Here is a 21696-nt window from a genome sequence, read left to right as displayed (position 1 = left end):
GTCATGAGCGTATCTTATGCCGTAAAGTCTCTGTCGCAGGGTGCCCGGGAGCTTATTGCCTTCCGTATCGGCGATCAGGAATTTTGCGTGAACATCATGTCCGTCCGCGAAATCCGCGGATGGACCCAGGCCACGCCGATGCCGCATGCGCCCGCCTATGTCAGGGGCGTGATCAACTTGCGCGGTGCGGTTTTGCCGATCATCGACATGTCGGCCCGGCTCGGCATGAAGGAAACAGAACCGACCCCGCGCCACGTGATCATCGTCGCGCAGGTGAAGAGCAAGGTTGTCGGCCTGCTGGTCGAGGCCGTTTCCGATATCCTTACGATTACCGACGATAATATCCAGCCGGTTCCGGAAGTCTCCTCGGACCTGGAGAAGCAATACGCAAGGGGCATCCTGGCCATCGACAAGCGAATGATCTGCTTGATCGAGCTGGAAGCCCTTTTCCCCGAGAAAGCTCACGACAAGGAAAGTGAAGCTGCATGATGCCGTTGGGCGCGCTTGATAGCCGGCAGTCGCCGGATGAGGTATTGGCGAGCGGAGAATATCCGCTGAAGCGCCGTGATCTCTCCGAAATCGCTGCAATGATCTATGCCGATGCCGGAATCTATCTCAACGATTCCAAGGCTTCTCTCGTCTATTCGCGTCTCTCCAAGCATATCCGCAATCTGGGCTTGAGAGGTTTTCGCGAATATTGCGAGCTTGTCTCATCGCCGGAAGGCGCAGCTGTTCGTCGCGAGATGCTGTCGCATCTGACCACGAATTTCACTCGCTTCTTCCGCGAGAACCATCATTTCGAACATCTGCGTGACGAAGTCTTGCCGGGCCTTATCAACCGTGCCAAGAGCGGCGGACGTGTGCGCATATGGTCGGCTGCCTGCTCGGATGGGCAGGAACCCTATTCGATCGCGCTTACCGTACTCGCGATGTTCCCGAACGCCGCCGATTACGATTTCCGTATTCTGGCGACCGATATCGATCCCAAGATCCTCGAAACGGCACGAGCCGGTGCCTATGACGAGAACGCTCTTGAGAGCATTTCGCCGGCCATGCGCAAGCAATGGTTCCGCGACGTCGATATCAACGGCCGCCGCAAGTGCCAGATTGACGATCGCGTCAAGAAGCTGATCACCTTCAACGAACTGAACCTGATGGCTCAGTGGCCATTCAAGGGCGGTTTTGACGTTATCTTCTGCCGCAACGTGGTCATCTATTTCGATGAACCGACGCAGATGAAGATTTGGTCCCGTTTCGCATCGCTGCTTCCAGATGCCGGTCACCTCTATATCGGCCATTCCGAGCGCGTGTCGGGTGATGCGAAGCATCTCTTCGACAATATCGGGATCACCACCTATCGCTATATCGGAAAGCATGCAGGGAGGAAGGCATGAGCGCGCCCGCACGCGTCCTCGTCGTGGACGACAGCCCCACTATGCGGGGCCTGATCACCGCTGTGCTGAATTCCGATCCGGAGGTTAGCGTCATCGGTCAGGCCGGCGATGCCATGGAGGCGCGTGCCGCAATCAAGCAGCTGAACCCGGACGTCGTCACGCTCGATATCGAAATGCCGAACATGAACGGCCTCGAGTTCCTCGAAAAGATCATGCGCCTGCGGCCGATGCCGGTCATCATGGTCTCGACGATGACGCATCACGGCGCCAACGCGACGCTGGCAGCACTTGAGATCGGCGCCTTCGATTGCGTCGGCAAGCCTGCTCCGGGCGAACGGCGTCCGTTCATGGATCTTGCCGAAAAGGTCAAGGCGGCTGCCCGCTCGGGCCGCAGGTTTACGGCAACATCCGCGCCGGCTCCGGTTGCGCCGCCAATGTCGGTTCATGAATACCGTGTGGGACGCAAAGTTGTCGCGATCGGATCTTCTACCGGTGGTGTGGAAGCGTTGATTACGGTGCTGCAAAAGTTCCCGCAGAACTGCCCGCCGACAGTAATCACTCAACATATGCCTCCGACGTTTACGAAAAGTTTTGCAGAACGTCTTAATCGTATCTGCGCTCCTGTAGTGGAAGAAGCGACCGATGGCGCACGCCTGGAGATCGGCAAGATCTATCTCGCGCCCGGTGGTGAACGACACATGCAGGTGGCAAATCCGTCAGCGCCATGCTGCCGGCTGATCGAAAAGGAACCCGTCAACGGCCATAGGCCGTCGGTCGATGTACTCTTCGATTCAGTTGCGGAATTGGCCGGCCGCAACGCGGTTGGCGTCATTCTGACCGGCATGGGGCGCGACGGGGCTTCCGGACTTCTGAAGATGCGCGGCGCCGGCGCACGCACTATCGGACAGAACGAGAAGACCTGTGTGGTCTATGGGATGCCGAGGGTTGCCTATGAACTGGGTGCCGTCGAGCAGCAGTTGCCCCTGGGCTCCATTGGAGAAGAAGTTTTGAAATTAACTGCCGCCCGAAAAGAAGGTACCGAATAAATGTCTCTCGCTGAAAAAATCAAAGTTCTGATCGTCGACGATCAGGTTACCAGCCGCCTGCTGCTCAGCGATGCTCTGACACAGCTCGGCTTCAAGCAGATCACCTCCGCCGGCGATGGCGTACAGGGCATGAAGATCATGTCCGAACAGCCGCATCACCTGGTCATTTCCGACTTCAACATGCCGAACATGGACGGCATTGGTTTCCTGCAGGCCGTTCGCTCGAACCCGGCAACCAAAAAGGCAGCCTTCATCATCCTGACGGCTCAGGGCGATCGCGCTCTGGTTCAGAAGGCAGCCCAGCTCGGCGCCAACAACGTTCTCGCCAAGCCGTTCACCATCGAAAAGATGAAGGCCGCTATCGAGGCGGTGTTCGGAGCCCTAAAATGAATGATGCTATCGCGTCCAGGCGCGTCCATATCATCCAGGGAGAGTACAAGGTCATTGACGACCCTGACGTCGTCCTGTCGACGATACTTGGATCGTGCGTGGCCGCGTGTCTTCGTGATCCAGTCGCCGGTGTCGGCGGCATGAACCACTTCTTGTTGCCTGGCTCGGGCGGGGCCATGGCATCGGGAGGTGATGCGACGCGCTATGGCGTGCATCTGATGGAGCTGTTGATCAACGGTCTCCTGAAGAAGGGCGCCCGGCGCGACCGGCTGGAGGCAAAGGTCTTCGGCGGCGCAAAAACGATCGCAAGCTTCTCGAATGTCGGCGAACAGAACGCAGCCTTTGCCATGCAGTTCCTGAGGGACGAAGGCATTCAGGTTGTCGGCTCGTCGACCGGCGGAGAGCACGGAAGAAAGCTTGAATATTGGCCCGTCCACGGACGTGCCAGACAATACCCGCTGACGGGCGCGGAAACGCAAAGAACAGTTGCGCTTGAACAGCGCCCTGTCCGCACGCCACCCAAGCCAGTCGACAACGCTATCGAATTCTTCTGATCGTCACCTCAATTCTTATTCTGGAATGGCCATGAACGACATTGTTACGCCGCAGATCTCTGCCCTCGAGGAGGCTTTGCCGGATGTTCTGATGCGGCTGGTTTCCGAATTGCACGATGTTGCATATCTGATCGAGCGGGTGGAGCCGCAAATTCTCGAAGTGGGCGGAGAGAATGTATTGCAGTCGCCCGACACGATGAAGATCTTGCAGGGCATCGATCTTGCCGTGCAGAAAACGCGCGGTCTGGCTGAATTCATCGATACCATTACGGGATCCATTCCCAATGAGTGGAAGGTGGATGTTTCCACGGCGCTCAGCCTCGTCAAGCTGGCAGACATGCAGAGATCTCTGGCGAACGGCATGCGGCATGGTCACTCGCAGCCGCTGACCAAGGCAGCAGGCGACTTCGACTTCTTCTGATCTTGTAGGCTGACGCGCTGCTCGCAAACTTTCGCGTCTGCACCCCCACATTCCAAATTGCCGAAACGCTCGCACAAGCTTCGCCTCATAGGGTGCGCCTGGGCAGTAGCTCTATAACCGTGTTCGGCGATGTGGGAACAGAATGAATCTGTTAGCTCAATTTTCACAAATTTCTAGAAATCTGGCATCTCTCGGTCAGACAAAACTTATTGCTTTGGCCGCTGCAGGTGCGATTTCAATCGCGATCGTCATTGCCGCCGCGATGTTTGTTAATAAGCCTGCCTACGAGACACTCTACGTGAACCTTGAGTCCAGCGATCTCAATCAGGTCAGCATGGCACTTGCAGAAGCCAACCTGGCTTTTGAAGTCGGTTCCGACGGCAAAAGCATCCAGGTTCCGGTCGGCAGCACCAGCAAGGCGCGTCTGCTGTTGGCGGAACGCGGGCTGCCAAACAGTTCCAACGCAGGTTATGAACTCTTCGACAATGTCGGCTCGCTCGGCCTGACGTCCTTCATGCAGGAAGTTACGCGCGTCCGCGCGCTTGAAGGCGAAATTTCCCGATCGATTCAGCAGATCAGCGGCGTCTCCGCCGCCCGCGTCCACATCGTCATGCCCGATGTCGGAAACTTCCGGCGCGCACAACAGAAGCCGACGGCCTCGGTGATGATCCGTGCGGGATCGTCGACCGGCCGCAAGGCCGCATCTTCAATTCGTCACCTTGTCGCTTCGGCCGTTCCCGGGCTCGACGTCGAGGACGTAACGATTCTCGATTCCACCGGCCAGTTGCTTGCTTCGGGCGACGACGGTGGCAATAATCAGATCAACCGCTCGCTTGGTATCGTCCAGTCTGTCCAGTCCGAAATCGAGACCAATATCGACAAGGCTCTCGCGCCGTTCCTCGGCATGGACAATTTCCGCTCCAGCGTCACGGCCGCCCTGAACACGGATAGCCAGCAGACCCAGGAGACCGTTTACGATCCGAATTCACGTGTAGAGCGTTCGGTCCGCGCGACGCGTGAAAACGCGCAGTCGCAGCAGTCGGCTGACGACAACGCATCGACAGTCGAGCAGAATGTTCCCCAGGCGGCACCTGACCAGGGTGGCAATAACGGGCCGAAGTCTTCCGACAAGTCCGACAAGCGTGAAGAGCAGACCAACTACGAAATCAACCAGAAGACCATTGCCACGACGCGCAACAGCTATCTGATTGAAAAAGTGTCGGTTGCCGTTGTGGTCAACAGGGGCCGTATCGCTCAGATGGTCGGAGAACCTGCTGATCAGGCCAAGATTGACGCCTACCTCGCCGAGATGCAGAAGATCGTGACCTCTGCCGCCGGCATCAGTCCGGATCGTGGCGACGTGATCACCCTCACGGCCATGGACTTCCTCGAAAGCCAGTTGCTTGAAGAAACCGCTACCGGCCCGAGCGTCACGGAAGTTCTTACTCGCAACCTCGGCGGCATCATCAACTCGCTGGCTTTCCTCGGTGTCGCGTTCCTGGTTATCTGGCTTGGCCTGCGCCCTCTGGTTCGCACGGTTTCCGGTACGAGCGCATCGGGAGAAACGATCGGCGAAGGTGCCGGCCTGGAACTGCCCGATTTCTCTCCGGCCGGCGGCAGCCCCGCTCTTATGGACGGTTTCGGCGCAGACTTCGGTTTCGATGGCAGCAACGACCTCATGGGCGACGACGAAGGCGATGGCTTCAACCGCCGCGTCAAGGAAGGCCCGGAAAAACGTCTTGCCCGCATGGTCGAGATTTCCGAAGAGCGTGCAGCGAAAATCCTCCGCAAGTGGGCCTTCGAAAAAGCAGCCTAAGGGTAGATCACGGAAACATGATGCAAAGGGTCGGATGCAAATCCGGCCCTTTTTTGCGGAAATTGGAACCAATTCGTCTGCGTCACTTTAACCTAAGATGTGACACTCCCGCAGCATCTGGGGAAATTCGCCCAGCACATGATGGCAATTGTGTGGGCTTCTCTTAAACTGACCGTGATTCGTCGGCGGTTTCATAACCCCTCAGCAAGGGGTGCAGCGGGTGTCGGTAACAGGAACTCGGATAGGCTTCTTCAGGCGAGGTCTTAATCGACGCAGCAGGAGCAGATAACGAATGGAGTTATCGGGCATGGATGTATCGGCGCAAGGACGCCCTATTCCGGAGAATGATCGCACTCCAGTAATGTCTCGTAATGAGTTGGTGCGCCGCCTTTCCGCCTTGGCCGGTTCGGAAAATCTGCAGGTGATCATGCGATTGCTCGCCGATCACGTCGGGGCGTCCCATTTTCTGCTTGCTCGTTACGATCTCATCCAGGAACAGGGTCTCGATTTCATCGTGACCTCGAACTGGCCCTTCGATCTCGTTCGTCGTCTCGGCTCTGAATTGGCCAGTGCCTACACGCGGTCGACGGAGCTTGAAAAATGTTTCGCCGTTCTGACACCGAGCTTTGCGCTTTTGCCGGACGAAATTGTCCTGCCTGAAAAATTGAGCCGCCAGTATTGCGCCCTGACCTTTTCGGTCGGCCGCACACGTTTTTCCTTGATGCTTCTGTTTGTCGAGGGCGTCATTCTTTCGCAGGAACATCTACGCGAAATTGGGCTTCTTGCCGCCTATGGCGCAAGCTTTGTCGAAAGCGTGGAATCCCGCACCGAACGTGATTTCGAGCTGACCGAACGAGAACTGGAATGCCTTTTCTGGATCGCCGAAGGCAAGACCAGCGACGAGATTGCGGTCATACTCGGAATTTCGAGAAATACCATCAACAACTACATCACTAGCGTGATGCGCAAGACTGCTACCAAGACCCGCTCCGAGGCGATCGCCTACGCGGTTCGCAACAATCTGGTATAGAGGGCGGCAACGGAATGGGCTATTCGCGAGGCGGTACCGCTGACGGACCGGGGAGCGTTCAACATCTCCGCTTGCAGCGTGGATCAAGCAGATCGGATATCTTTCCGAAACTCGTCGCCATGCAGAAAAGCCTCAAGGCTCGTAATTTTGCTGTTTTCCGGATCTCGGGAGCCGGGCTTCCGAATAAGCGAAAGCTGGTATGCGAACTGGAGAACTGGGGACCGAACGCGGTTGAAAACAGCAACCGGCTTCTCGGAGAGTTTGAAGAGACATTGCTCGATCATGTCGAGATGTCGCTTCTCCCTCTGGTATGGAGTGGAAATGGTTCCGGCAGCACCATAGATGCCGGCGAGTTCACACCGCTTATCCGGCGACTTGAGAGCGCTGTGCTGCCATTTTCGGGCGTTGTTTTCCCCGTGCGCTTGGGTGCTCTCGGGAACGGTTACGTTGCGTTCTTCGCCGAGCATCTCACGCTTGATGCGGGATCCGTGATAGATCAGCATGTGGAAAGCTGCCAGATCATGATGGATCTGCTGGCATTGGACGAGCGGCGCAACGTGCCGGCGGAATCGCTCAGTGAGCGGGAAATTGCCTGCCTGCAATTGGCGGGCGATGGTCGCATCAGCGAAGAGATTGCCGAAAAGCTCGGCCTTTCGGTCCACACCGTAAATGCCTATCTCGGTTCGGCGACGATCAAGCTTGATTCCGTCAACCGTATCCAGGCGATCGCAAAGGCGATCAGGCTCGGCTACATCACCTGATTTCTTATGCCGCTATCGCCGGCCGCGTTTTGCTCTTGCCGCATAGACACGATGGATAAGTTCGGCAACGGCCTTGTAGAAGGGCGGCGGGATAACGCCATCGACGGTGACCTGCGCGAACATCGAACGCGCCAGCGGTGGATCCTCGAAGATTGGGATATTGTTCTGCTGCGCCACTTCGCGGATCTTCAACGCGACCAGATCCTGACCTTTCGCGACCACGATCGGAGCTTCGTTCTCTCCCTGGGCATAACGGAGTGCCACCGCATAGTGAGTAGGATTGGTGATCACGAGCGTGGCGCGAGGAACATTGGTCATCATCCGCCGCCGTGCGCGATCGCGGCCGATGGAGCGGATGCGAGCCTTGATCAGCGGATCGCCCTGTGACTGCTTGAATTCGTCCTTCACTTCCTGCTTGGTCATTCGCATGTTCGAATACCAGTGATGGCGCGTCCACATGTAGTCGGCGATGGCAAGAATGCCGGTCGCAAACAGGATTACGATCATGATTTTCTTCATGATCGCCATCATCTCGACGAGCATCACCTGGGGATCGGAGAAGAGGGCATCGAGCGAGCGGAAATAATCGCTGCGCAGAACCAGAACCATCACGACGGAAACGACGATGATCTTGAACATCGACTTGCCGAATTCGACCAGTCCCGCCATGCTGAAAAGGCGCTGCCATCCCTTTACCGGCGATATCCGGTTGAACTGGGGCGTGATACGCTTCAGTACGAATTCAGGCATGTGCTGGGCAAAATTGGACCCCAGTCCGAATATGATGAACAGAACCGCCACCGGAAGCAGCATCGCGCTCGCATCCCACATCAGGCGGACAAACAGCGAAACGAGATCGTTGGCGGTCTGCATTCGCCATTGATCCGGCTGTTCAAGCAAATCGCGCAATGTTTCCGCTAGCCTGGCTGCACCCGTCGGAAGGAAGAAGACCAGATAGATATAGAAGGCGAGAGAGGACGCGAAGATAGGAACTTCGCGTGACGAGGGAGTATTACCCTCGGCCATCGCGTCCCGGATCTTTTTCTCTGTCGGGTCTTCTGTTTTACTGTCCTTGTCCTGATCGTCGGACACGAGCGCCTTCCTGACGGCCCTGGAGCAGACCCCGAAACCTGCAGTCGTCCCCCGCAAAAGGGATGCTGCAGAAACCTATAACGATGCATCGATAGGAAACCCTAGGTTTCCGCACCGATACGCAAGCGGTCATCAGACATTATTCATGGGATCGAAAAGGGGCAATCGTTAAGCCCCGGCGGTATCGCGGTTATCAACAGCGACCGATATGGTGCCGCGCGCCGAACCGGGCGCGCGGGATTGGTGTCACGGCCTCGTTCAGGCCGCCGCTCCCTCTGCCTGGGCTTCGGGATCCTTGAGGATGATCTGGCCCGAATTGGCGAGACGCAACGCTTCCTGTGCGATGGCGCGGCGTGCAATCGCGATTTCGCGCGGATTGGTGCCGGGCATCTCGACCTGCAGATCGGATTCGATCATGCGGCGAGAACGAGGGCTGATCGACGACAGGACACTTTCGCGCAGCTGCGCAGAAGAGGTTCTGAGCGCCATCGTCAGCACTTCGCCGGAGATGTCGTTCAAGAGCAGCACGCGGCTGCGCTGCGGCATGAGGAGAATATCCTCGAAGAGGAAGATCTTCGGACGAACCTTGGCAACGGCATCCTGGCTGATCTCCTCGAGAGAATTGAGCAGCGTATCGACGTCGGGCTTGGTCAGTTCGTTCATCAGTTCCGCGACCTTCATCGGGCCGACGGAGTTCTTCTCGCGTTCGATCTCGGTAATCAGGTCGACGACCTTGTTCTCGATGATCTGCGCCGCCTTCGGGTTGACGTTCTTCAGGTTCACCGTGCGGTTCATGATGTCCGCGCGCTGGCCGTCGGGCAGTTTCAGCAGCACCTTTGCACCGAAACCGGACGGCAGCATCGAAAGGATGTAGGCCACGGTCTGAGGATGTTCGCGCATCAGGAAAGTCGCGATGAAATCGGGATCGGCTTCCTGCAACCGGTCCCAGATGGACTCTTCGTAAGACTGGAAAGCCATACGTCGACCGAGAAGGCTGTCGACTTCTTCCGGGGTAAGGCCAGCCTCGAGAATGCTCTCGATGACCTTGGCGTTGTCCATAAGGCCTGCACCTTCGGTGAACAGGTCCTCAAATTCGTTGACGAGCTGTGCAAGTTCATTCGGCGGAATGGTGCGCAATGTTTGCGCCGCGGCGATGATCGCCTGCAGTTCTGCCTGGGTGAAAAATTTGAGCAGCTTTCCGGCGACATTCTTTCCCATGGCGAGCAGCACTGCTGCTGCCTTTTCCGCCTGGGAAAGAGGTTTGTCTGTCAATGCCCCGCCGAAGTCTTCAAAGTCCATCATGGTCTTTTTCCTCTTTGCTTCCGACTTCCTGGATCAGGAAGTTTTGGAGCTCATGACTTCAATGAGCTTCACACCGAAGCGGGTGTCGTCGTCTTCGAGAACCGTGATCTCACCACGGGCGATGCGACGCCCGTTGACGGTGATATCGACCGGTTCGCCGATCTTCTTGTCGAGCGCCACGACGGCGCCTTCCTGAAGGTTCATCAGATTCGACACCGAAATGCGACTGGTTCCGAGCACAACATGAACATCGATGGGGATATCCATGATGAGATCGAGGTTGCTGTTAAGCCCCGAGCCAGCAGTCGGCTTGCTTTCGGGCATGGAGTAGTCGAAATCGCTGCTCCCGCCGAAATCGCTGCTTGCCCCGAAGTCGTTGTCACCGCCAAAATCGCTGGTGGTGGCAACATCGCCGAATGAAGGCAATTCGGAGTTCGTTTCGCCGCCGGCCGGAAAGTCGAAGCCGAAACTGTCGTCAGCTGCCGGCGCCGTACCGTCGGCATCGTGTTTCATCACGCCACGGAGTTCGTTGACCGCATTGTCGAAATCGAAGTCCGAATCCGATGGGTTCAGTTCATTTTCTTCCGTCGAAGCTGTCTTCTTTGTCGCCATGAAATTAGCATTCCCGTTCCAAATCTATCGACTATCGGTGTTTTTCCACCAAGCCCCGGAGGTCCGCTGCCCTAGCCAAGCAGATGTTTCAAAATGTCGTTTTCGTTGCTCACATTGTCCTTGACGCGGACGGTGTAGTTCTCGCCGCTTCTGCCGAACTCGCAGTTATACATCTCGCGGCCATTGGCACTGACATCGACGATGATCTCTTCCTTGTCCCGGAAGGCAATCACGTCGCCTGCCACAAGCTTGGAAATCGTCTCGAGTGTCAGGGACTCAAGGGAAATCTTGGCTTCCAGCGTTACCCGTGACCGGCGAACTTGCTCGGACATGCTTTCCGACCAGGCATCCTGCTCACGGGAGAAGTCACCCTTCGATTTCGGCAGTGTAATGGTCGTCTTGAGCAGATATTTCTGCGGGATGACGAGGAAGAATTCGGAAGCGATCTTGCCTAGCTTCAGCTCGACCCGGATGGACATGGCGAAGGGATCGGCCTCTTCGTCTTCCAGCATCGGCCTTGCATCGGCATTGTGAGGCCTCTCGATCGTCGTTTCGAAGCCGCCCGGTGCGTTCACACCGGAACGCAATACCTGAGCTATCTTGTCGAAGACCATCGTCGAAAGATCCAGCTCGATCTGTGATAGAGCCCGGCGCGGCGGTTGGAAAATCGAATCCGGCGTTGCGCCGAGCATGTTTTCCATCAGCGTGATGACGAAGGCATTGTCGCAGGCGATGACGAATTTCGGGCACCAGTTGCGCAAGGTTGCATCGGCCAGCACGACATTATCGCCCAGCCTGCCAACCAGCTCGCTCATCAGGCCGGATCTGTATCCAGCGAAGATAACTTCGACCGAAAGTCCGAGCTCGCTCTGCAGCACGTCCGGAAGGAAGCTCTGGTAGAGAGTACCGAAATCCTGGGCCAGACGCTCCAGCGTTTTCTGGTCGCCGAGCGAACCCGTCAGGCGGGCCAGGAGTGCCCGCTCCATGGCTGGCTGTGCTTGCGAAGCTTGGTTGTTGCTGGTCATTGTCGTTAAGCCGCCTTCGTGTCGCCGCCGGGCTTCATCATTTCCTGCTCGACCGAGTCGATCGACGGACGGTCGGAGGAGGAGATCGTCTTGCGGCCGTACTCAAGCGCCACCTGCGGTACCGAGCCGTTCATGTAGGCAAGCAGGGTCTGCTTGACGATGATGTAAAGCCGGTGCTGCTTGGTGCGCACGATCTTGATCTGCGAGACGATCGGGTTGCACAGGCAGTAGGAAAGGAAGATGCCGAGCATCGTGCCGACGAGAGCCGCGCCGATCAGGCCGCCGAGAACCTCGGGAGATTCGTTGATATGGCTCATCGCCTTGATGACGCCGAGAACCGCGGCGATGATGCCGAGTGCTGGGAAGGCGTCGCCCATCAGCTGGATCGAATGATAGGGCTTCAGGCGATCATGAAGGATCGTCTCGATCTCTTCGTCCATCAACGCTTCGATCTCGTGGGAGCGTGCGTTGCCGATGATGATCAGTCGGACATAGTCACAGATGAAGGAGGTAAGTTCGGTATCCTTCAGAACCGATGGCGCTGACTGGAAGATCGGCGATTCTGCGGGATTGTCGATATGCGCTTCGATCTCGTTACGTGATTTGGTGCGCAGGTCGCGCATCAACGAATAAAGCACGCCGAGCACTTCGAGATAGGCCCGCTCCTTGGGAACGGCATTCTTGAAGATCTCGCCGATCGCCTTGCCGGAATCCTTGAGCACCTTCATCGGGTTCGCCATGATGAAGCTGCCGACGCCCGCACCACCGATAACGACCAGTTCGAACGGCTGCATGAGGAGCGCGACATGCCCGCCCATAGCCATGTAGCCGCCAATGATACAGCCGACCGTGATGACAAATCCGATAATAAGATTCATTGTAAGCTCGTATCCAACGCTTGTCCTAGACTAAACCGATAAGGCAGCTGCCTTGCGTGAGACTGTTGTAGTTCGCGGGGCGATGCGACCGAATGGCCTCGAACGCCGCTGAGGAGATCCGGCGCAGCTATTCGCCATAGACCTTGCCTGCCGAGGTCACGATTTCCCATTTGCCATTGCGTTGCCGCAAGCCTGCCAGACGCGAGCTATCCGGAAGCTTCGAGCCGATCTGGACGAGAAAAATGCCGTTGCCGTTTTCGATCAGTGCGCGGCCGTTGGCGACATGCAGCAGCTTGAATTCAGTGCCGCCGGGAAACGCCTGATCTTCGAAGCCGCCTGCATCCGATCCGTTACCGGATGGCGTCGACGGTATTGCAGCGGTGGTCAGCCGATCTGTTTCCATCTCGCGCAGAAGTGCGCGCTCGACTTCGTCCTGCTGCGGATCACGCATTGCGCCGATGCCGGCCTCACCGGCTGGACGCGCGTGGCGAACGTCGCGAAGCCCTTCCCAGCCGGCTACGTTGACCCCGAATTTCTCCTGGTTGAAGAAGACATACCAGGGGAAGGCGGCGCACAACATCGAAAATCCGACCAGCGAGGCGACAAGCCAGCGGTCGATCGGCTTGTCTAAAGTCGTTGCCGGCCCTGAAGCTTGATGCCTGCCGGATCTGGTTTTACCAAAGAGCCTGGTTTTCATGCTCATCTCTTTCCTGCCGGCATTGGGCGATTGGTATTGCTGAGAGATGCCTTCAGGGCATTGGCGAGTTCGGTGTAGGCGTCGATGACCGCCGCATCGCCAGGTGACTGCTTCAGCACGTCATAGATAATCGGCACCTGCTTGACGGCCATGTCGAGATCGGGATCCGCGCCGGGCCTGTAGCCGCCGATAAGGCGAAGATCCTTTGTCTCCTCGTAAACGCTGATCAGCCCCTTCAATCTGGAGACCAGTCGTTCCTGATCCCCGGTCCATGCCTTGCGGGCGAGACGCGAGATCGAGGAAAGCGGATTGACCGGCGGATACCGGCCTTCGTCGGCAAGTGCACGGTCAAGCACGATATGTCCGTCAAGGATACCGCGGGTCGAGTCGGCGATCGGGTCGTTGTGATTGTCGCCGTCGACGAGGATCGAGATGATTGCCGTGATCGTGCCCGTGCCTTCGATGCCGGGGCCGGCACGTTCCAGAAGGCGCGGCAGCTCGGTAAAGACTGAAGCCGGATAGCCTCGCGCGACCGGCGGCTCGCCTGCCGCGATCGCGACCTCGCGGATCGCATGCGCAAATCGCGTCACGCTGTCGGCGATGAACAGCACGTTCAATCCCTGATCACGAAAATGTTCCGCGATCGTCATGCCCACCAGCGGGGCCATCTTGCGTAGCATCGGGCTTTCGTCGCTGGTGGTGACGACGATCACCGCTTTGGCAACGTTGTCACCCAAAGTGTCTTCGATGAACTCACGTACTTCGCGACCACGTTCGCCGACCAGCGTTATGACCACCCGGTCGAAGGCATCTGCCTTTGCCAGCATCGATAGAAGCGTTGATTTGCCGACGCCTGAACCGGCGAAAATGCCCAGACGCTGCCCGTAACAGATAGGGGCAAAGATATCGATCGCCTTCACGCCGGTGCGGAACGAGGTATCGACCCGCCTGCGGGTCATGGATGGCGGCGGCAGGGTGTTGATTGAACGCTGCACCGAGCCTTCCCGCAATGGGCCTTTGCCGTCGATCGGTCTGCAGAGTGAATTGATCGTTCGACCGCACCAGCTCTCGCTGGGAGCCAGCCGGAATTCGCCGGTACGCAGCACGAGATCGCCGACACCGATCGGCTCGCCCGGCTCGATAGGGCAGACATAGATGAGATCGGGCTCGACACGCACGACCTCGCCCATATGCGCGCCAGTAGCACTCTGATGCGAAACGAATTCGCCAAGGCGAACATGTCTGGAAAGGCCACTGACGGTGTAATATCCGGCCGCGATCATCCTCACCCGACCGCCCCAGGACAGGACGCTCGAAGGATTTGCATAATGCGCCGCCATGTCCGACAGACGTTCCAGTCGTGGCATCACGACTGGTGAGGTGACCGGTTCGCTAACCGGCTGAAAATCGGATTGGGTCGTCGTCATCCGCGTGCGTCCTACTGGCTACCGCCCAGCGTTCTCATGGCGGATGAGAAGTTGTCTTCACTGGTGCTCATCAGCGAGGAAATGCTTTCGAACGCGCGGTTCACCTGGATCAGCTGGGTCATCTCGCCGATGGCATTGACGTTGGACTGTTCGAGGAAGCCCTGCATGACGCCGACGCCCATCGTATCGACGACTGCCTGCGGCGTGTCGGTGGGGATGATGCCGCTGTTGTCAGCGCGGTAGAAACCCTTGTCGATATCGACCGAGAAGACGCCGATCTGTCCGACCGCGCGGTCGCCCTGCATGATGCGTCCGTCCTGGCCGACCTTTGGTGTCGGGGCTCTCGGATCGAGCTGGATCGGAGCGCCGCCGCCATCGAGAACGGGGTAGCCATTCGTCGAAATGAGTTCACCCGTAAGCGACATGGAAAACCGTCCGTCACGTGTCAGAACCTGACCTTGAGGAGTCTGAATGGCGAACCACGCGTCGCCTTTGACGGCGAAATCCAGGGAATTCCCGGTCTGCTCAAGCTCGCCATTACGCATGGAGAGGTAGTCATTGCCCTGGGAGACGAATGCGATCTTGGTGTTGTTCTCGTTCTGGGTCTGGCTGAGGATCTGATCGAACTTCACCTCAGTCGAACGAAAGCCGACCGTATTCATGTTGGCAATATTGTCGGAGATCGTGGTGAGGCGACGCTCGAGAGCGATCTGCGAGGAAATGCCGACATAGATACCGGATTGCATGGATGTCTCCTGATTTACGGATACGGCGCATGCCCCCGCGCGGGAGAGCTGTGGCGATTTGAAGGAGACAGTTAAGAGCCCGGGCTTGCGCGAACCTGTTTGGTTTAGCGAGGGGGAAAATGCGTGCGGATACGGCAAATCGGCGGGCTGCGCCTACCGCAAGTCCCGCGCAAGATTGTCTCTCTAGCGTCCGGGACAACAAGATGGAGAACAACCATGACCATGCAGCCGATTCAGTTGTTCGAGCTTGCGTCTCGACAGGCGGAATGGCTGTCCGTTCGACAGCAGGTGACGACGACGAACATCGCCAACGCCAACACGCCGAAATACGTCTCCAAGGATCTGACGCCTTTCGATGCCGAGCTCAAGTCGGCAAGTGGTCTCGGGTCCATGGAAATGGCGAGGACGAATGCGGCTCACATGACCGCGGACATCGCCGGCAATGGCCGGGTTGAGCTGAAGGACTCTAAGCTCAATCAGGAGATAGGCGTCCAGGAATCCGGCAATACAGTCTCATTGGCGTCGGAAATGTCGAAGATGGGCGAGATCAAGCGGCAGTTCGAGCTGAACACCCTCCTCGTTCAAAATATCAACAGAATGATGCTGACGGCATTGGGTAAATAAAAATGGACTCTTTGATCGCTTCGCTCAAGATCGCAGGTAGTGGAATGGAAGCCCAGTCCACCCGCCTGCGCGTCGTTTCTGAAAACATCGCAAACGCACGTACGACCGGCGACACCTCGGGTGCGGATCCCTATCGTCGCAAGATCATCACCTTCGGTAATGAGATGGATCGCGCCAGCGGCATCAACATGGTGGATGTCAAGAAAATCGGCGCTGATGAGGGCAAGTTTACCGAGGAATACGATCCCGACCACCCCGCTGCAAATGCGCAGGGCATGGTCAAATATCCGAACGTCAATGTGCTGATCGAGATGGCCGACCTTCGCGAAGCCAATCGCAGCTACGAGGCAAACCTGCAGAGCATCAAGCAGACGCGGGATCTGATCTCGTCGACAATCGATTTGTTGAAAGGTTAACTATGATCGATAGCATTTCAAGCATCGGTGCGCTGAAAAAGTCCACTGGTCTCGACCAGACGGAGACCACCTCCAGCAGCATGTCGAACATGCTGGGCGCCGCAGTCGGTACGGTTGCAACCGGTGTTGCGGGGCCAACATTCGGCAGTTTTCTTGCTGATGCCGCCAAGGGTGCGCTCGATAGCGTGAAGCAAGGCGAAGCGATGTCCTTTGCCGGCATTCAGGGCAAGGCAGATACGCGCGAAGTCGTCGATGCTGTCATGGAAGCCAATCGCACGCTCCAGACCGCGGTCGCCCTTCGAGACAAGGTCGTATCGGCCTATCTCGAAATTTCCAAAATGCAGATCTAGGATAAAGAGGTTTCACGTCCATGAGAGCACTCGCCATTGCTGCAACGGGTATGAATGCCCAGCAGACGAACCTCGAAGTCATCGCCAACAACATCGCCAACATCAACACGACCGCCTTCAAGCGCGGCCGGGCGGAGTTTACCGACCTTCTCTACCAGACCGAACGCGCCGCAGGCGTCGCCAACCGCGCCAACCAGTCGGTTGTGCCGGAAGGCGCCAATATCGGTCTCGGAGTGCAGACATCGGCTGTTCGCAAGCTGTTCGAACAGGGTGAAATTTCCCAGACAAGCAATACGCTTGATGCCGCAATCGTCGGCAATGGCTGGTTCCAGATCGAAGGCTCGGACGGTACGACGCTTTATACGCGTGCCGGTGCATTCAACAAGGATGCCAACGGCCGTCTGGTGACGATCGATGGCTACGGCGTCATTCCCGCGATCACCATTCCGCAGGACGCGACCGAAGTCACCATCGCTCAGGACGGCACCGTCTCGGTTCGCATCGGCGAACAGGATAACATGACACAGGTCGGTCAGCTGCAGGTGGCGCTTTTTGCCAATGATGCAGGTCTGCGTCCGCTGGGCGACAACCTTTTCGCGGTCACGGAAGCGTCCGGCGATGCAGTTGTCGGTTCGCCGCTGGATACCGGCTACGGCTATCTGAAGCAGGGTTATCTCGAAAGCTCGAACGTCGATTCCGTCAAGGAAATCACTGACCTGATTTCTGCACAGCGCGCTTACGAAATGAACTCCAAGGTCATCACGACAGCGGATGAGATGGCTCAGATCGTCAGTAAGAATCTGAAGTAACGGATTAAGAGGCGGGCAAACATGATGTTTCCTAGTGTAAATGCACTTCGGTCGGCTGTCGGCGGGGCTATCCTGTCACTGCTGTTCATCGCTGGTGCCGGATCGCAGGTCGCGGTTGCCCAGCCTCTTTATGCCGTCGTTCCCACATCGACGATCTTCCCGGGCGATATCATCTCCTCAAGCCAGGTCATGGAGGTCGAAGTGACCAATCCGAACCTTGCCGGCGGATACACGTCAAGCGTCACAGATGTCATCGGCAAGGTGGCAAAGCGGACGCTGGTGGCGGGACGGACTATCCCGGTTTCCTCGCTGCGTGAGCCCTACACGATCGAGCGCGGCAAGGCGATCCGTATCATGTTCAATGTTGGCGGCCTGACGATTTCGGCTGCCGGATCGGCTCTGCAGGATGCCATGACCGGAGACTCGATCCGAGTCCGAAACACTGAGAGTGGAGTTACCGTCACCGGCGTGGTGAGGGCTGACGGAAATGTCGAGGTTGTCCAGAAATGATCGGTAGACTGCTAACAACGATCGCCGCCAGCCTGCTGGCGCTTTTTGCTGCGGCGTCTGTCGTCGAAGCGGCATCAAATGCGCGTATCAAGGACGTGGTATCGCTCCAGGCCGGGCGTGATAACCAGCTCATCGGTTATGGTCTCGTTGTCGGCCTGCAGGGAACCGGCGATGGCTTGCGTGCCTCGCCGTTTACCGACCAGTCAATGCGCGCGATGCTTCAGAACTTGGGTATTTCGACGCAAGGCGGTCAATCGGCCGCCAAAAACGTTGCGGCCGTTATGGTCACGACGAACCTCCCGCCTTTCACCAGTCCCGGCAGCCGCATCGACGTGACCGTCAGCTCTCTCGGTGACGCCACCTCGCTGCGCGGCGGAACACTTGTCATGACCTCGCTCACGGGTGCCGATGGACAGATCTATGCCGTTGCACAGGGCGCAGTCGTCGTTTCCGGTTTCTTGGCCGAAGGCGCAGCCGCCACCGTCACTGAAGGCATTACTACGGCCGGCCGTATTCCCGGTGGCGCCATCATCGAGCGGGAATTGCCTTCGCGCTTCAAGGATTCGGGCAATCTTGTTCTTCAGCTGCGCAATCCGGACTTCTCTACGGCAATCCGCGTTGCTGACGCGATCAACTCCTTCTCCACCAGTACCTATCGCATGCCGATTGCCGAAGCGCGCGATTCCCAGGTCGTCGCCGTGCAGAAGCCACCGCAGGAAGATCTCGCTCGCCTCATGGCGAGGATCGAGAACCTTGCCGTCGAAACCGACACACCCGCCAAGGTCGTCATTAACGAACGGACGGGAACCATCGTTATCGGCGCGGATGTCCGCATCTCCCGGGTCGCGGTCAGTTATGGAACGTTGACGGTACAGGTTACCGAAATGCCTCAGGTCGTGCAGCCCCTGCCTTTCTCGCGCGGCGAGACCTACGTCCAGCCGCAGACGGACATCATGGCCGAGAAGACTGGTGGTCCGGTTGCAGTTCTCGAGGGTCCGGATCTGCGCTCGCTGGTGGCAGGATTGAACAGCATCGGCGTCAAGCCTGATGGAATTATTGCGATCCTGCAGGGGATCAAGTCTGCAGGTGCGCTGCAAGCGGAGCTAGTACTGCAATGATTGGCCCAGACACTTCATCTCCGGCTCGGTTGCGCCCATGGGAGCGCTCCTCGGTTGCACTTCCGGTTCTCGCTCTCTTGGGGCTGCTCGTTGCGCTGCCCTCGGCCGACGCCCAGGAGCAGGTTCGTGACACGACCGGGATGACGAGCGAGACCGAAGTCCAGCAATTCTGCGGCAATATTGCCGACGCGGCGCGCGATCGCCGTTATGCCTTGCAGAAACAGGACCTTGAGAAACTTCAGGCCGAGGTCGATGATCGCATAGCCGTGATGGAGGCCCGCAAGGCCGAATACGAGGACTGGATCGGCCGGCGCAACGAATTCATGAAGCAGGCCGAAAACGGCCTGGTCGATATCTTCAAGACCATGAAGCCTGACACTGCTGCTCCGCAGCTGTCCGAAATGCAGGCAGGGCTTGCCGCCGCAATCGTCATGCGGCTGCCGCCCCGCCAATCCGGTCTGATATTGAGTGAGATGGAGGCCAAGAAGGCTGCGGCCGTTGCGTCCATCATCGCCAGTGCAGCGGATCCCAACACGTCGAAAGATCCGTCATGACCAAACTCGCACCTGCACTCCTTGCTACCGTGGCGCTTCTTTCGGGATGCTCGCAAACGCCCCAGACGATTAGGGAAGTCGGCAATGCACCGTCGATGAGCCCCATCGGCAGTGGCCTGCAGTTCAGTCAGGCGCCGCAGCTGGCTTCCTATCCTAAGCGCCCGCACAACATGAACAATGGCTATTCGCTCTGGAGCGACAGCCAGGCCGCTTTGTTCAAGGACGCACGCGCGCTCAATATCGGCGACATCCTGACCGTCACGATCAAGATCAACGACAAGGCTGATTTCGACAACGAGACGAAGCTTGAAAAGAGCAACGACCGGACGACCGCGTGGAAGGCCGATGCCACAATTTTCGGATGGAACCCCAAGACCGATTCTTCCTTTGGCTTCAACGGCGAATCCAATTCCGACGGCAAGGGGTCGACAACCCGGTCGGAACAGCTGAACCTGCTCGTAGCGGCCGTGGTGACCGGCGTTCTCGAAAACGGGAACCTTCTGATCAGCGGTTCGCAGGAAGTGCGTGTCAATCATGAGATCCGCATCCTGAACGTGGCCGGTATCGTCAGGCCGCAGGACGTCGATTCGGAGAACGAGATCTCCTACGAAAAGATCGCCGAGGCGCGCATCTCCTACGGCGGCCGCGGTCGCGTAACCGAAATTCAACAGCCGCCGGTCGGCCAGCAGCTCATGGACCTGTTCTCGCCGATCTGAGGCGTCCGGGTTTTTGCCGAGGAGTGAAACCACATGGCTATCACGGCTGAGGACGACAGCGTCCCGAAGAAGAAGAACGCACTTATCCCGATGATCGGCGCCGTGGTGCTGTTGTCCCTGGTGGGCGGCGGCGGCGGCTGGCTGACGGGAAAGCTGATTGCACCGGCGCCAAAACCGGTGGAGGAAGCGACAAGCACCCCTGCCGCCGAGGGCGAGAAGAAAGGCGAGGGCGAAAAGGCCGCGCCGGCTCTCCCCAACATGCTGGAACTGGCACCGATATTGACTAATATTGGCTATCCGGCGGAAAATCTCATCCGGCTGCAGGTGGGTTTGGTATTTGACGGCCCGCCTGACCCGGCGCTGGCCGAAACTGTGAACCAGAACATCATGACCTATCTGCGGACGCTCTCGCTGCAGCAGTTGCAGGGGCCGCGTGGATTCACATATTTGAAGGGCGACCTTCAGGAGATTGCTAGCCTGCGTTCCCAAGGGCGTGTAACAAAGGTCCTGATTAGGACTTTTGTTGTCGAATGATTCGTCTCGCGATTTTCGTTGCCACATTGGCTTTGGTGCCCGGTCTTGCGCATGCGCAGCAGCTACAGGATTTGATCAACGCTCCTGTTGACGGCTCTGCTGCTGCCTGGATCGTTCGCACTTTCGGCCTTCTGACCGTCCTGTCTGTGGCGCCAGGCATCCTGATCATGGTGACGAGCTTCCCGCGCTTCATCATCGCCTTCTCGATTTTGAGAACCGGCATGGGCCTCGCCACCACGCCGTCGAACATGATCCTCACCAGCATGGCGATGTTCATGACGTTCTACGTCATGTCTCCGACCCTTGAGCAGTCTTGGCGCGAGGGCATCCAGCCCATGTTGCAAAGTCAGGTGACGGAAGCGCAGGCGATCGAGCGTACGGCCGAACCGTTCCGAAGCTTCATGATCGCCAACACTAGGCCGAAGGATCTCGCCCTGTTTGTCGATCTCGCCACTGAACGCGGTCAGCAGACTTCAGAGAACGACAGGCCCTATTATCGGGTGCTCGTTCCGGCATTCATGTTGTCCGAAATCCGTCGCGGCTTCGAGATCGGCTTCCTTATTGTCCTGCCTTTCCTCGTCATCGATATGGTTGTCGCCACGATCACCATGGCCATGGGCATGATGATGCTTCCGCCGACATCGATCTCCCTTCCGTTCAAGATCCTGTTTTTCGTCCTTATAGACGGCTGGAACCTGCTCGTCGGCTCTCTGGTCAGATCGTTCTCCTGAACAATCGAAATTGTGCGCCTGTCTCTCGGCGCGGCAAGCCTGCCGGGTTGCGGTAGGGGCCTGCAGCTGTCTATCTGAAGGCCTCCTGACCTCCGTGGCGAGCGTGGCTCTCCTGTCGGTGCCGGCTGGCTTTGTCCTCCGCT

27 protein-coding genes are annotated in these 21696 nt (G+C 57.8%); 19 read left to right on the top strand and 8 right to left on the bottom strand.

Annotated features, from left to right (window positions below; genetic code table 11):
• Positions 1-3: 3 nt before the first annotated feature.
• The 9 genes from GGE33_RS11910 to visR all read left to right on the top strand — a co-directional run bounded on the left by GGE33_RS11910 (position 4) and on the right by visR (position 7412).
• Positions 4-489 carry a chemotaxis protein CheW gene (locus GGE33_RS11910; protein WP_183823327.1) on the top strand — a complete coding sequence of 162 codons (486 nt, stop codon included), beginning with the start codon at positions 4-6 and terminating at the stop codon, positions 487-489.
• Positions 486-1394: a protein-glutamate O-methyltransferase CheR gene (gene cheR, locus GGE33_RS11905; protein WP_148144410.1), complete on the top strand. Its 909-nt coding sequence runs from the start codon at positions 486-488 to the stop codon at positions 1392-1394. The genes GGE33_RS11910 and cheR overlap by 4 nt, the downstream gene beginning before the upstream one ends.
• On the top strand, positions 1391-2440 hold the full coding sequence (gene cheB / locus GGE33_RS11900; RefSeq protein ID WP_183823325.1) for a protein-glutamate O-methylesterase CheB: 1050 nt from the start codon (positions 1391-1393) through the stop codon (positions 2438-2440). Before cheR ends, cheB begins: the two co-directional genes overlap by 4 nt.
• Positions 2441-2830 carry a response regulator gene (locus GGE33_RS11895; protein ID WP_112508324.1) on the top strand — a complete coding sequence of 130 codons (390 nt, stop codon included), beginning with the start codon at positions 2441-2443 and terminating at the stop codon, positions 2828-2830.
• The gene (gene cheD, locus GGE33_RS11890; protein WP_148144408.1) at positions 2827-3384 is read left to right on the top strand and encodes a chemoreceptor glutamine deamidase CheD; all 558 of its coding nucleotides are present in this window, start codon (positions 2827-2829) and stop codon (positions 3382-3384) included. The genes GGE33_RS11895 and cheD overlap by 4 nt, the downstream gene beginning before the upstream one ends.
• Positions 3385-3415: 31 nt before the next feature.
• Positions 3416-3805: a chemotaxis protein CheT gene (gene cheT, locus GGE33_RS11885; RefSeq protein ID WP_148144407.1), complete on the top strand. Its 390-nt coding sequence runs from the start codon at positions 3416-3418 to the stop codon at positions 3803-3805.
• A gap of 142 nt (positions 3806-3947) precedes the next feature.
• Complete coding sequence (fliF, locus tag GGE33_RS11880; protein ID WP_183823323.1) at positions 3948-5621, top strand: flagellar basal-body MS-ring/collar protein FliF; 1674 nt, start codon at positions 3948-3950, stop codon at positions 5619-5621.
• A 307-nt stretch (positions 5622-5928) separates the two neighbouring features.
• Complete coding sequence (gene visN / locus GGE33_RS11875) at positions 5929-6651, top strand: transcriptional regulator VisN (protein WP_246435964.1); 723 nt, start codon at positions 5929-5931, stop codon at positions 6649-6651.
• A 14-nt stretch (positions 6652-6665) separates the two neighbouring features.
• Positions 6666-7412, top strand: a complete 747-nt coding sequence (gene visR / locus GGE33_RS11870; RefSeq protein ID WP_148144404.1) for a transcriptional regulator VisR — start codon at positions 6666-6668, stop codon at positions 7410-7412.
• 12 nt (positions 7413-7424) lie between these two features.
• Here visR and flhB read toward each other — a convergent pair whose 3' ends face one another.
• The 8 genes from flhB to flgF form a co-directional block, all read right to left on the bottom strand.
• A complete protein-coding gene (gene flhB, locus GGE33_RS11865; protein ID WP_183823321.1) occupies positions 7425-8504 on the bottom strand; it encodes a flagellar biosynthesis protein FlhB in 1080 nt (359 codons plus the stop codon).
• Positions 8505-8762: 258 nt separating this feature from the next.
• Positions 8763-9806 carry a flagellar motor switch protein FliG gene (gene fliG, locus GGE33_RS11860; RefSeq protein WP_148144402.1) on the bottom strand — a complete coding sequence of 348 codons (1044 nt, stop codon included), beginning with the start codon at positions 9804-9806 and terminating at the stop codon, positions 8763-8765.
• A 33-nt stretch (positions 9807-9839) separates the two neighbouring features.
• The gene (gene fliN / locus GGE33_RS11855) at positions 9840-10418 is read right to left on the bottom strand and encodes a flagellar motor switch protein FliN (protein ID WP_148144401.1); all 579 of its coding nucleotides are present in this window, start codon (positions 10416-10418) and stop codon (positions 9840-9842) included.
• Between the two features lie 71 nt (positions 10419-10489).
• Positions 10490-11443 (bottom strand): FliM/FliN family flagellar motor switch protein, encoded by a 954-nt coding sequence (locus GGE33_RS11850; protein WP_148144400.1) that lies wholly within the window; start codon positions 11441-11443, stop codon positions 10490-10492.
• A 5-nt stretch (positions 11444-11448) separates the two neighbouring features.
• The gene (gene motA, locus GGE33_RS11845) at positions 11449-12321 is read right to left on the bottom strand and encodes a flagellar motor stator protein MotA (RefSeq protein ID WP_148144399.1); all 873 of its coding nucleotides are present in this window, start codon (positions 12319-12321) and stop codon (positions 11449-11451) included.
• Between the two features lie 127 nt (positions 12322-12448).
• A complete protein-coding gene (locus GGE33_RS11840; protein WP_148144398.1) occupies positions 12449-13018 on the bottom strand; it encodes a hypothetical protein in 570 nt (189 codons plus the stop codon).
• 2 nt (positions 13019-13020) lie between these two features.
• On the bottom strand, positions 13021-14358 hold the full coding sequence (gene fliI, locus GGE33_RS11835) for a flagellar protein export ATPase FliI (RefSeq protein WP_394353646.1): 1338 nt from the start codon (positions 14356-14358) through the stop codon (positions 13021-13023).
• A 98-nt stretch (positions 14359-14456) separates the two neighbouring features.
• Complete coding sequence (gene flgF, locus GGE33_RS11830) at positions 14457-15191, bottom strand: flagellar basal-body rod protein FlgF (RefSeq protein ID WP_148144396.1); 735 nt, start codon at positions 15189-15191, stop codon at positions 14457-14459.
• Between the two features lie 222 nt (positions 15192-15413).
• Here flgF and flgB point away from each other — a divergent pair, with 222 nt between their 5' ends.
• The 10 genes from flgB to fliP are packed head-to-tail and all read left to right on the top strand — an operon-like array spanning position 15414 to position 21553.
• A complete protein-coding gene (gene flgB, locus GGE33_RS11825; RefSeq protein ID WP_148144448.1) occupies positions 15414-15815 on the top strand; it encodes a flagellar basal body rod protein FlgB in 402 nt (133 codons plus the stop codon).
• A gap of 2 nt (positions 15816-15817) precedes the next feature.
• Positions 15818-16231 carry a flagellar basal body rod protein FlgC gene (gene flgC, locus GGE33_RS11820; RefSeq protein ID WP_148144395.1) on the top strand — a complete coding sequence of 138 codons (414 nt, stop codon included), beginning with the start codon at positions 15818-15820 and terminating at the stop codon, positions 16229-16231.
• 2 nt (positions 16232-16233) lie between these two features.
• Positions 16234-16581 carry a flagellar hook-basal body complex protein FliE gene (fliE, locus tag GGE33_RS11815; protein WP_148144394.1) on the top strand — a complete coding sequence of 116 codons (348 nt, stop codon included), beginning with the start codon at positions 16234-16236 and terminating at the stop codon, positions 16579-16581.
• Between the two features lie 20 nt (positions 16582-16601).
• On the top strand, positions 16602-17390 hold the full coding sequence (flgG, locus tag GGE33_RS11810; protein ID WP_148144393.1) for a flagellar basal-body rod protein FlgG: 789 nt from the start codon (positions 16602-16604) through the stop codon (positions 17388-17390).
• A 21-nt stretch (positions 17391-17411) separates the two neighbouring features.
• The gene (gene flgA, locus GGE33_RS11805; RefSeq protein ID WP_183823319.1) at positions 17412-17900 is read left to right on the top strand and encodes a flagellar basal body P-ring formation chaperone FlgA; all 489 of its coding nucleotides are present in this window, start codon (positions 17412-17414) and stop codon (positions 17898-17900) included.
• Positions 17897-19018, top strand: a complete 1122-nt coding sequence (locus GGE33_RS11800) for a flagellar basal body P-ring protein FlgI (protein WP_148144391.1) — start codon at positions 17897-17899, stop codon at positions 19016-19018. Before flgA ends, GGE33_RS11800 begins: the two co-directional genes overlap by 4 nt.
• Entirely contained in the window at positions 19015-19572 is a 558-nt protein-coding gene (locus tag GGE33_RS11795) for a MotE family protein (protein ID WP_246435961.1), read from the top strand. Before GGE33_RS11800 ends, GGE33_RS11795 begins: the two co-directional genes overlap by 4 nt.
• Positions 19569-20288, top strand: coding sequence for a flagellar basal body L-ring protein FlgH (gene flgH / locus GGE33_RS11790; RefSeq protein WP_148144390.1), 720 nt, complete (start codon positions 19569-19571; stop codon positions 20286-20288). Before GGE33_RS11795 ends, flgH begins: the two co-directional genes overlap by 4 nt.
• Positions 20289-20321: 33 nt before the next feature.
• On the top strand, positions 20322-20822 hold the full coding sequence (locus GGE33_RS11785; RefSeq protein WP_148144389.1) for a flagellar basal body-associated FliL family protein: 501 nt from the start codon (positions 20322-20324) through the stop codon (positions 20820-20822).
• Positions 20819-21553 carry a flagellar type III secretion system pore protein FliP gene (gene fliP, locus GGE33_RS11780; protein WP_148144388.1) on the top strand — a complete coding sequence of 245 codons (735 nt, stop codon included), beginning with the start codon at positions 20819-20821 and terminating at the stop codon, positions 21551-21553. The genes GGE33_RS11785 and fliP overlap by 4 nt, the downstream gene beginning before the upstream one ends.
• Positions 21554-21696 lie beyond the last annotated feature (143 nt).

This window comes from Aliirhizobium cellulosilyticum, assembly GCF_014198105.1.
Lineage (GTDB): Bacteria > Pseudomonadota > Alphaproteobacteria > Rhizobiales > Rhizobiaceae > Neorhizobium > Neorhizobium cellulosilyticum.
This window is presented reverse-complemented; position numbering and strand designations above follow the sequence as displayed.

Bases quoted from the DNA above. Each gene is read 5' to 3' on its own strand.
- GGE33_RS11910 (WP_183823327.1), top strand. From the start codon at position 4: ATGAGCGTATCTTATGCCGTAAAGTCTCTGTCGCAGGGTGCCCGGGAG.
- cheR (WP_148144410.1), top strand. From the start codon at position 486: ATGATGCCGTTGGGCGCGCTTGATAGCCGGCAGTCGCCGGATGAGGTA.
- cheB (WP_183823325.1), top strand. From the start codon at position 1,391: ATGAGCGCGCCCGCACGCGTCCTCGTCGTGGACGACAGCCCCACTATG.
- GGE33_RS11895 (WP_112508324.1), top strand. From the start codon at position 2,441: ATGTCTCTCGCTGAAAAAATCAAAGTTCTGATCGTCGACGATCAGGTT.
- cheD (WP_148144408.1), top strand. From the start codon at position 2,827: ATGAATGATGCTATCGCGTCCAGGCGCGTCCATATCATCCAGGGAGAG.
- cheT (WP_148144407.1), top strand. From the start codon at position 3,416: ATGAACGACATTGTTACGCCGCAGATCTCTGCCCTCGAGGAGGCTTTG.
- fliF (WP_183823323.1), top strand. From the start codon at position 3,948: ATGAATCTGTTAGCTCAATTTTCACAAATTTCTAGAAATCTGGCATCT.
- visN (WP_246435964.1), top strand. From the start codon at position 5,929: ATGGATGTATCGGCGCAAGGACGCCCTATTCCGGAGAATGATCGCACT.
- visR (WP_148144404.1), top strand. From the start codon at position 6,666: ATGGGCTATTCGCGAGGCGGTACCGCTGACGGACCGGGGAGCGTTCAA.
- fliG (WP_148144402.1), bottom strand. From the start codon at position 9,806: ATGATGGACTTTGAAGACTTCGGCGGGGCATTGACAGACAAACCTCTT.
- fliN (WP_148144401.1), bottom strand. From the start codon at position 10,418: ATGGCGACAAAGAAGACAGCTTCGACGGAAGAAAATGAACTGAACCCA.
- GGE33_RS11850 (WP_148144400.1), bottom strand. From the start codon at position 11,443: ATGACCAGCAACAACCAAGCTTCGCAAGCACAGCCAGCCATGGAGCGG.
- motA (WP_148144399.1), bottom strand. From the start codon at position 12,321: ATGAATCTTATTATCGGATTTGTCATCACGGTCGGCTGTATCATTGGC.
- GGE33_RS11840 (WP_148144398.1), bottom strand. From the start codon at position 13,018: ATGAAAACCAGGCTCTTTGGTAAAACCAGATCCGGCAGGCATCAAGCT.
- fliI (WP_394353646.1), bottom strand. From the start codon at position 14,358: ATGGCGGCGCATTATGCAAATCCTTCGAGCGTCCTGTCCTGGGGCGGT.
- flgF (WP_148144396.1), bottom strand. From the start codon at position 15,191: ATGCAATCCGGTATCTATGTCGGCATTTCCTCGCAGATCGCTCTCGAG.
- flgB (WP_148144448.1), top strand. From the start codon at position 15,414: ATGCAGCCGATTCAGTTGTTCGAGCTTGCGTCTCGACAGGCGGAATGG.
- flgC (WP_148144395.1), top strand. From the start codon at position 15,818: ATGGACTCTTTGATCGCTTCGCTCAAGATCGCAGGTAGTGGAATGGAA.
- fliE (WP_148144394.1), top strand. From the start codon at position 16,234: ATGATCGATAGCATTTCAAGCATCGGTGCGCTGAAAAAGTCCACTGGT.
- flgG (WP_148144393.1), top strand. From the start codon at position 16,602: ATGAGAGCACTCGCCATTGCTGCAACGGGTATGAATGCCCAGCAGACG.
- flgA (WP_183823319.1), top strand. From the start codon at position 17,412: ATGATGTTTCCTAGTGTAAATGCACTTCGGTCGGCTGTCGGCGGGGCT.
- GGE33_RS11800 (WP_148144391.1), top strand. From the start codon at position 17,897: ATGATCGGTAGACTGCTAACAACGATCGCCGCCAGCCTGCTGGCGCTT.
- GGE33_RS11795 (WP_246435961.1), top strand. From the start codon at position 19,015: ATGATTGGCCCAGACACTTCATCTCCGGCTCGGTTGCGCCCATGGGAG.
- flgH (WP_148144390.1), top strand. From the start codon at position 19,569: ATGACCAAACTCGCACCTGCACTCCTTGCTACCGTGGCGCTTCTTTCG.
- GGE33_RS11785 (WP_148144389.1), top strand. From the start codon at position 20,322: ATGGCTATCACGGCTGAGGACGACAGCGTCCCGAAGAAGAAGAACGCA.
- fliP (WP_148144388.1), top strand. From the start codon at position 20,819: ATGATTCGTCTCGCGATTTTCGTTGCCACATTGGCTTTGGTGCCCGGT.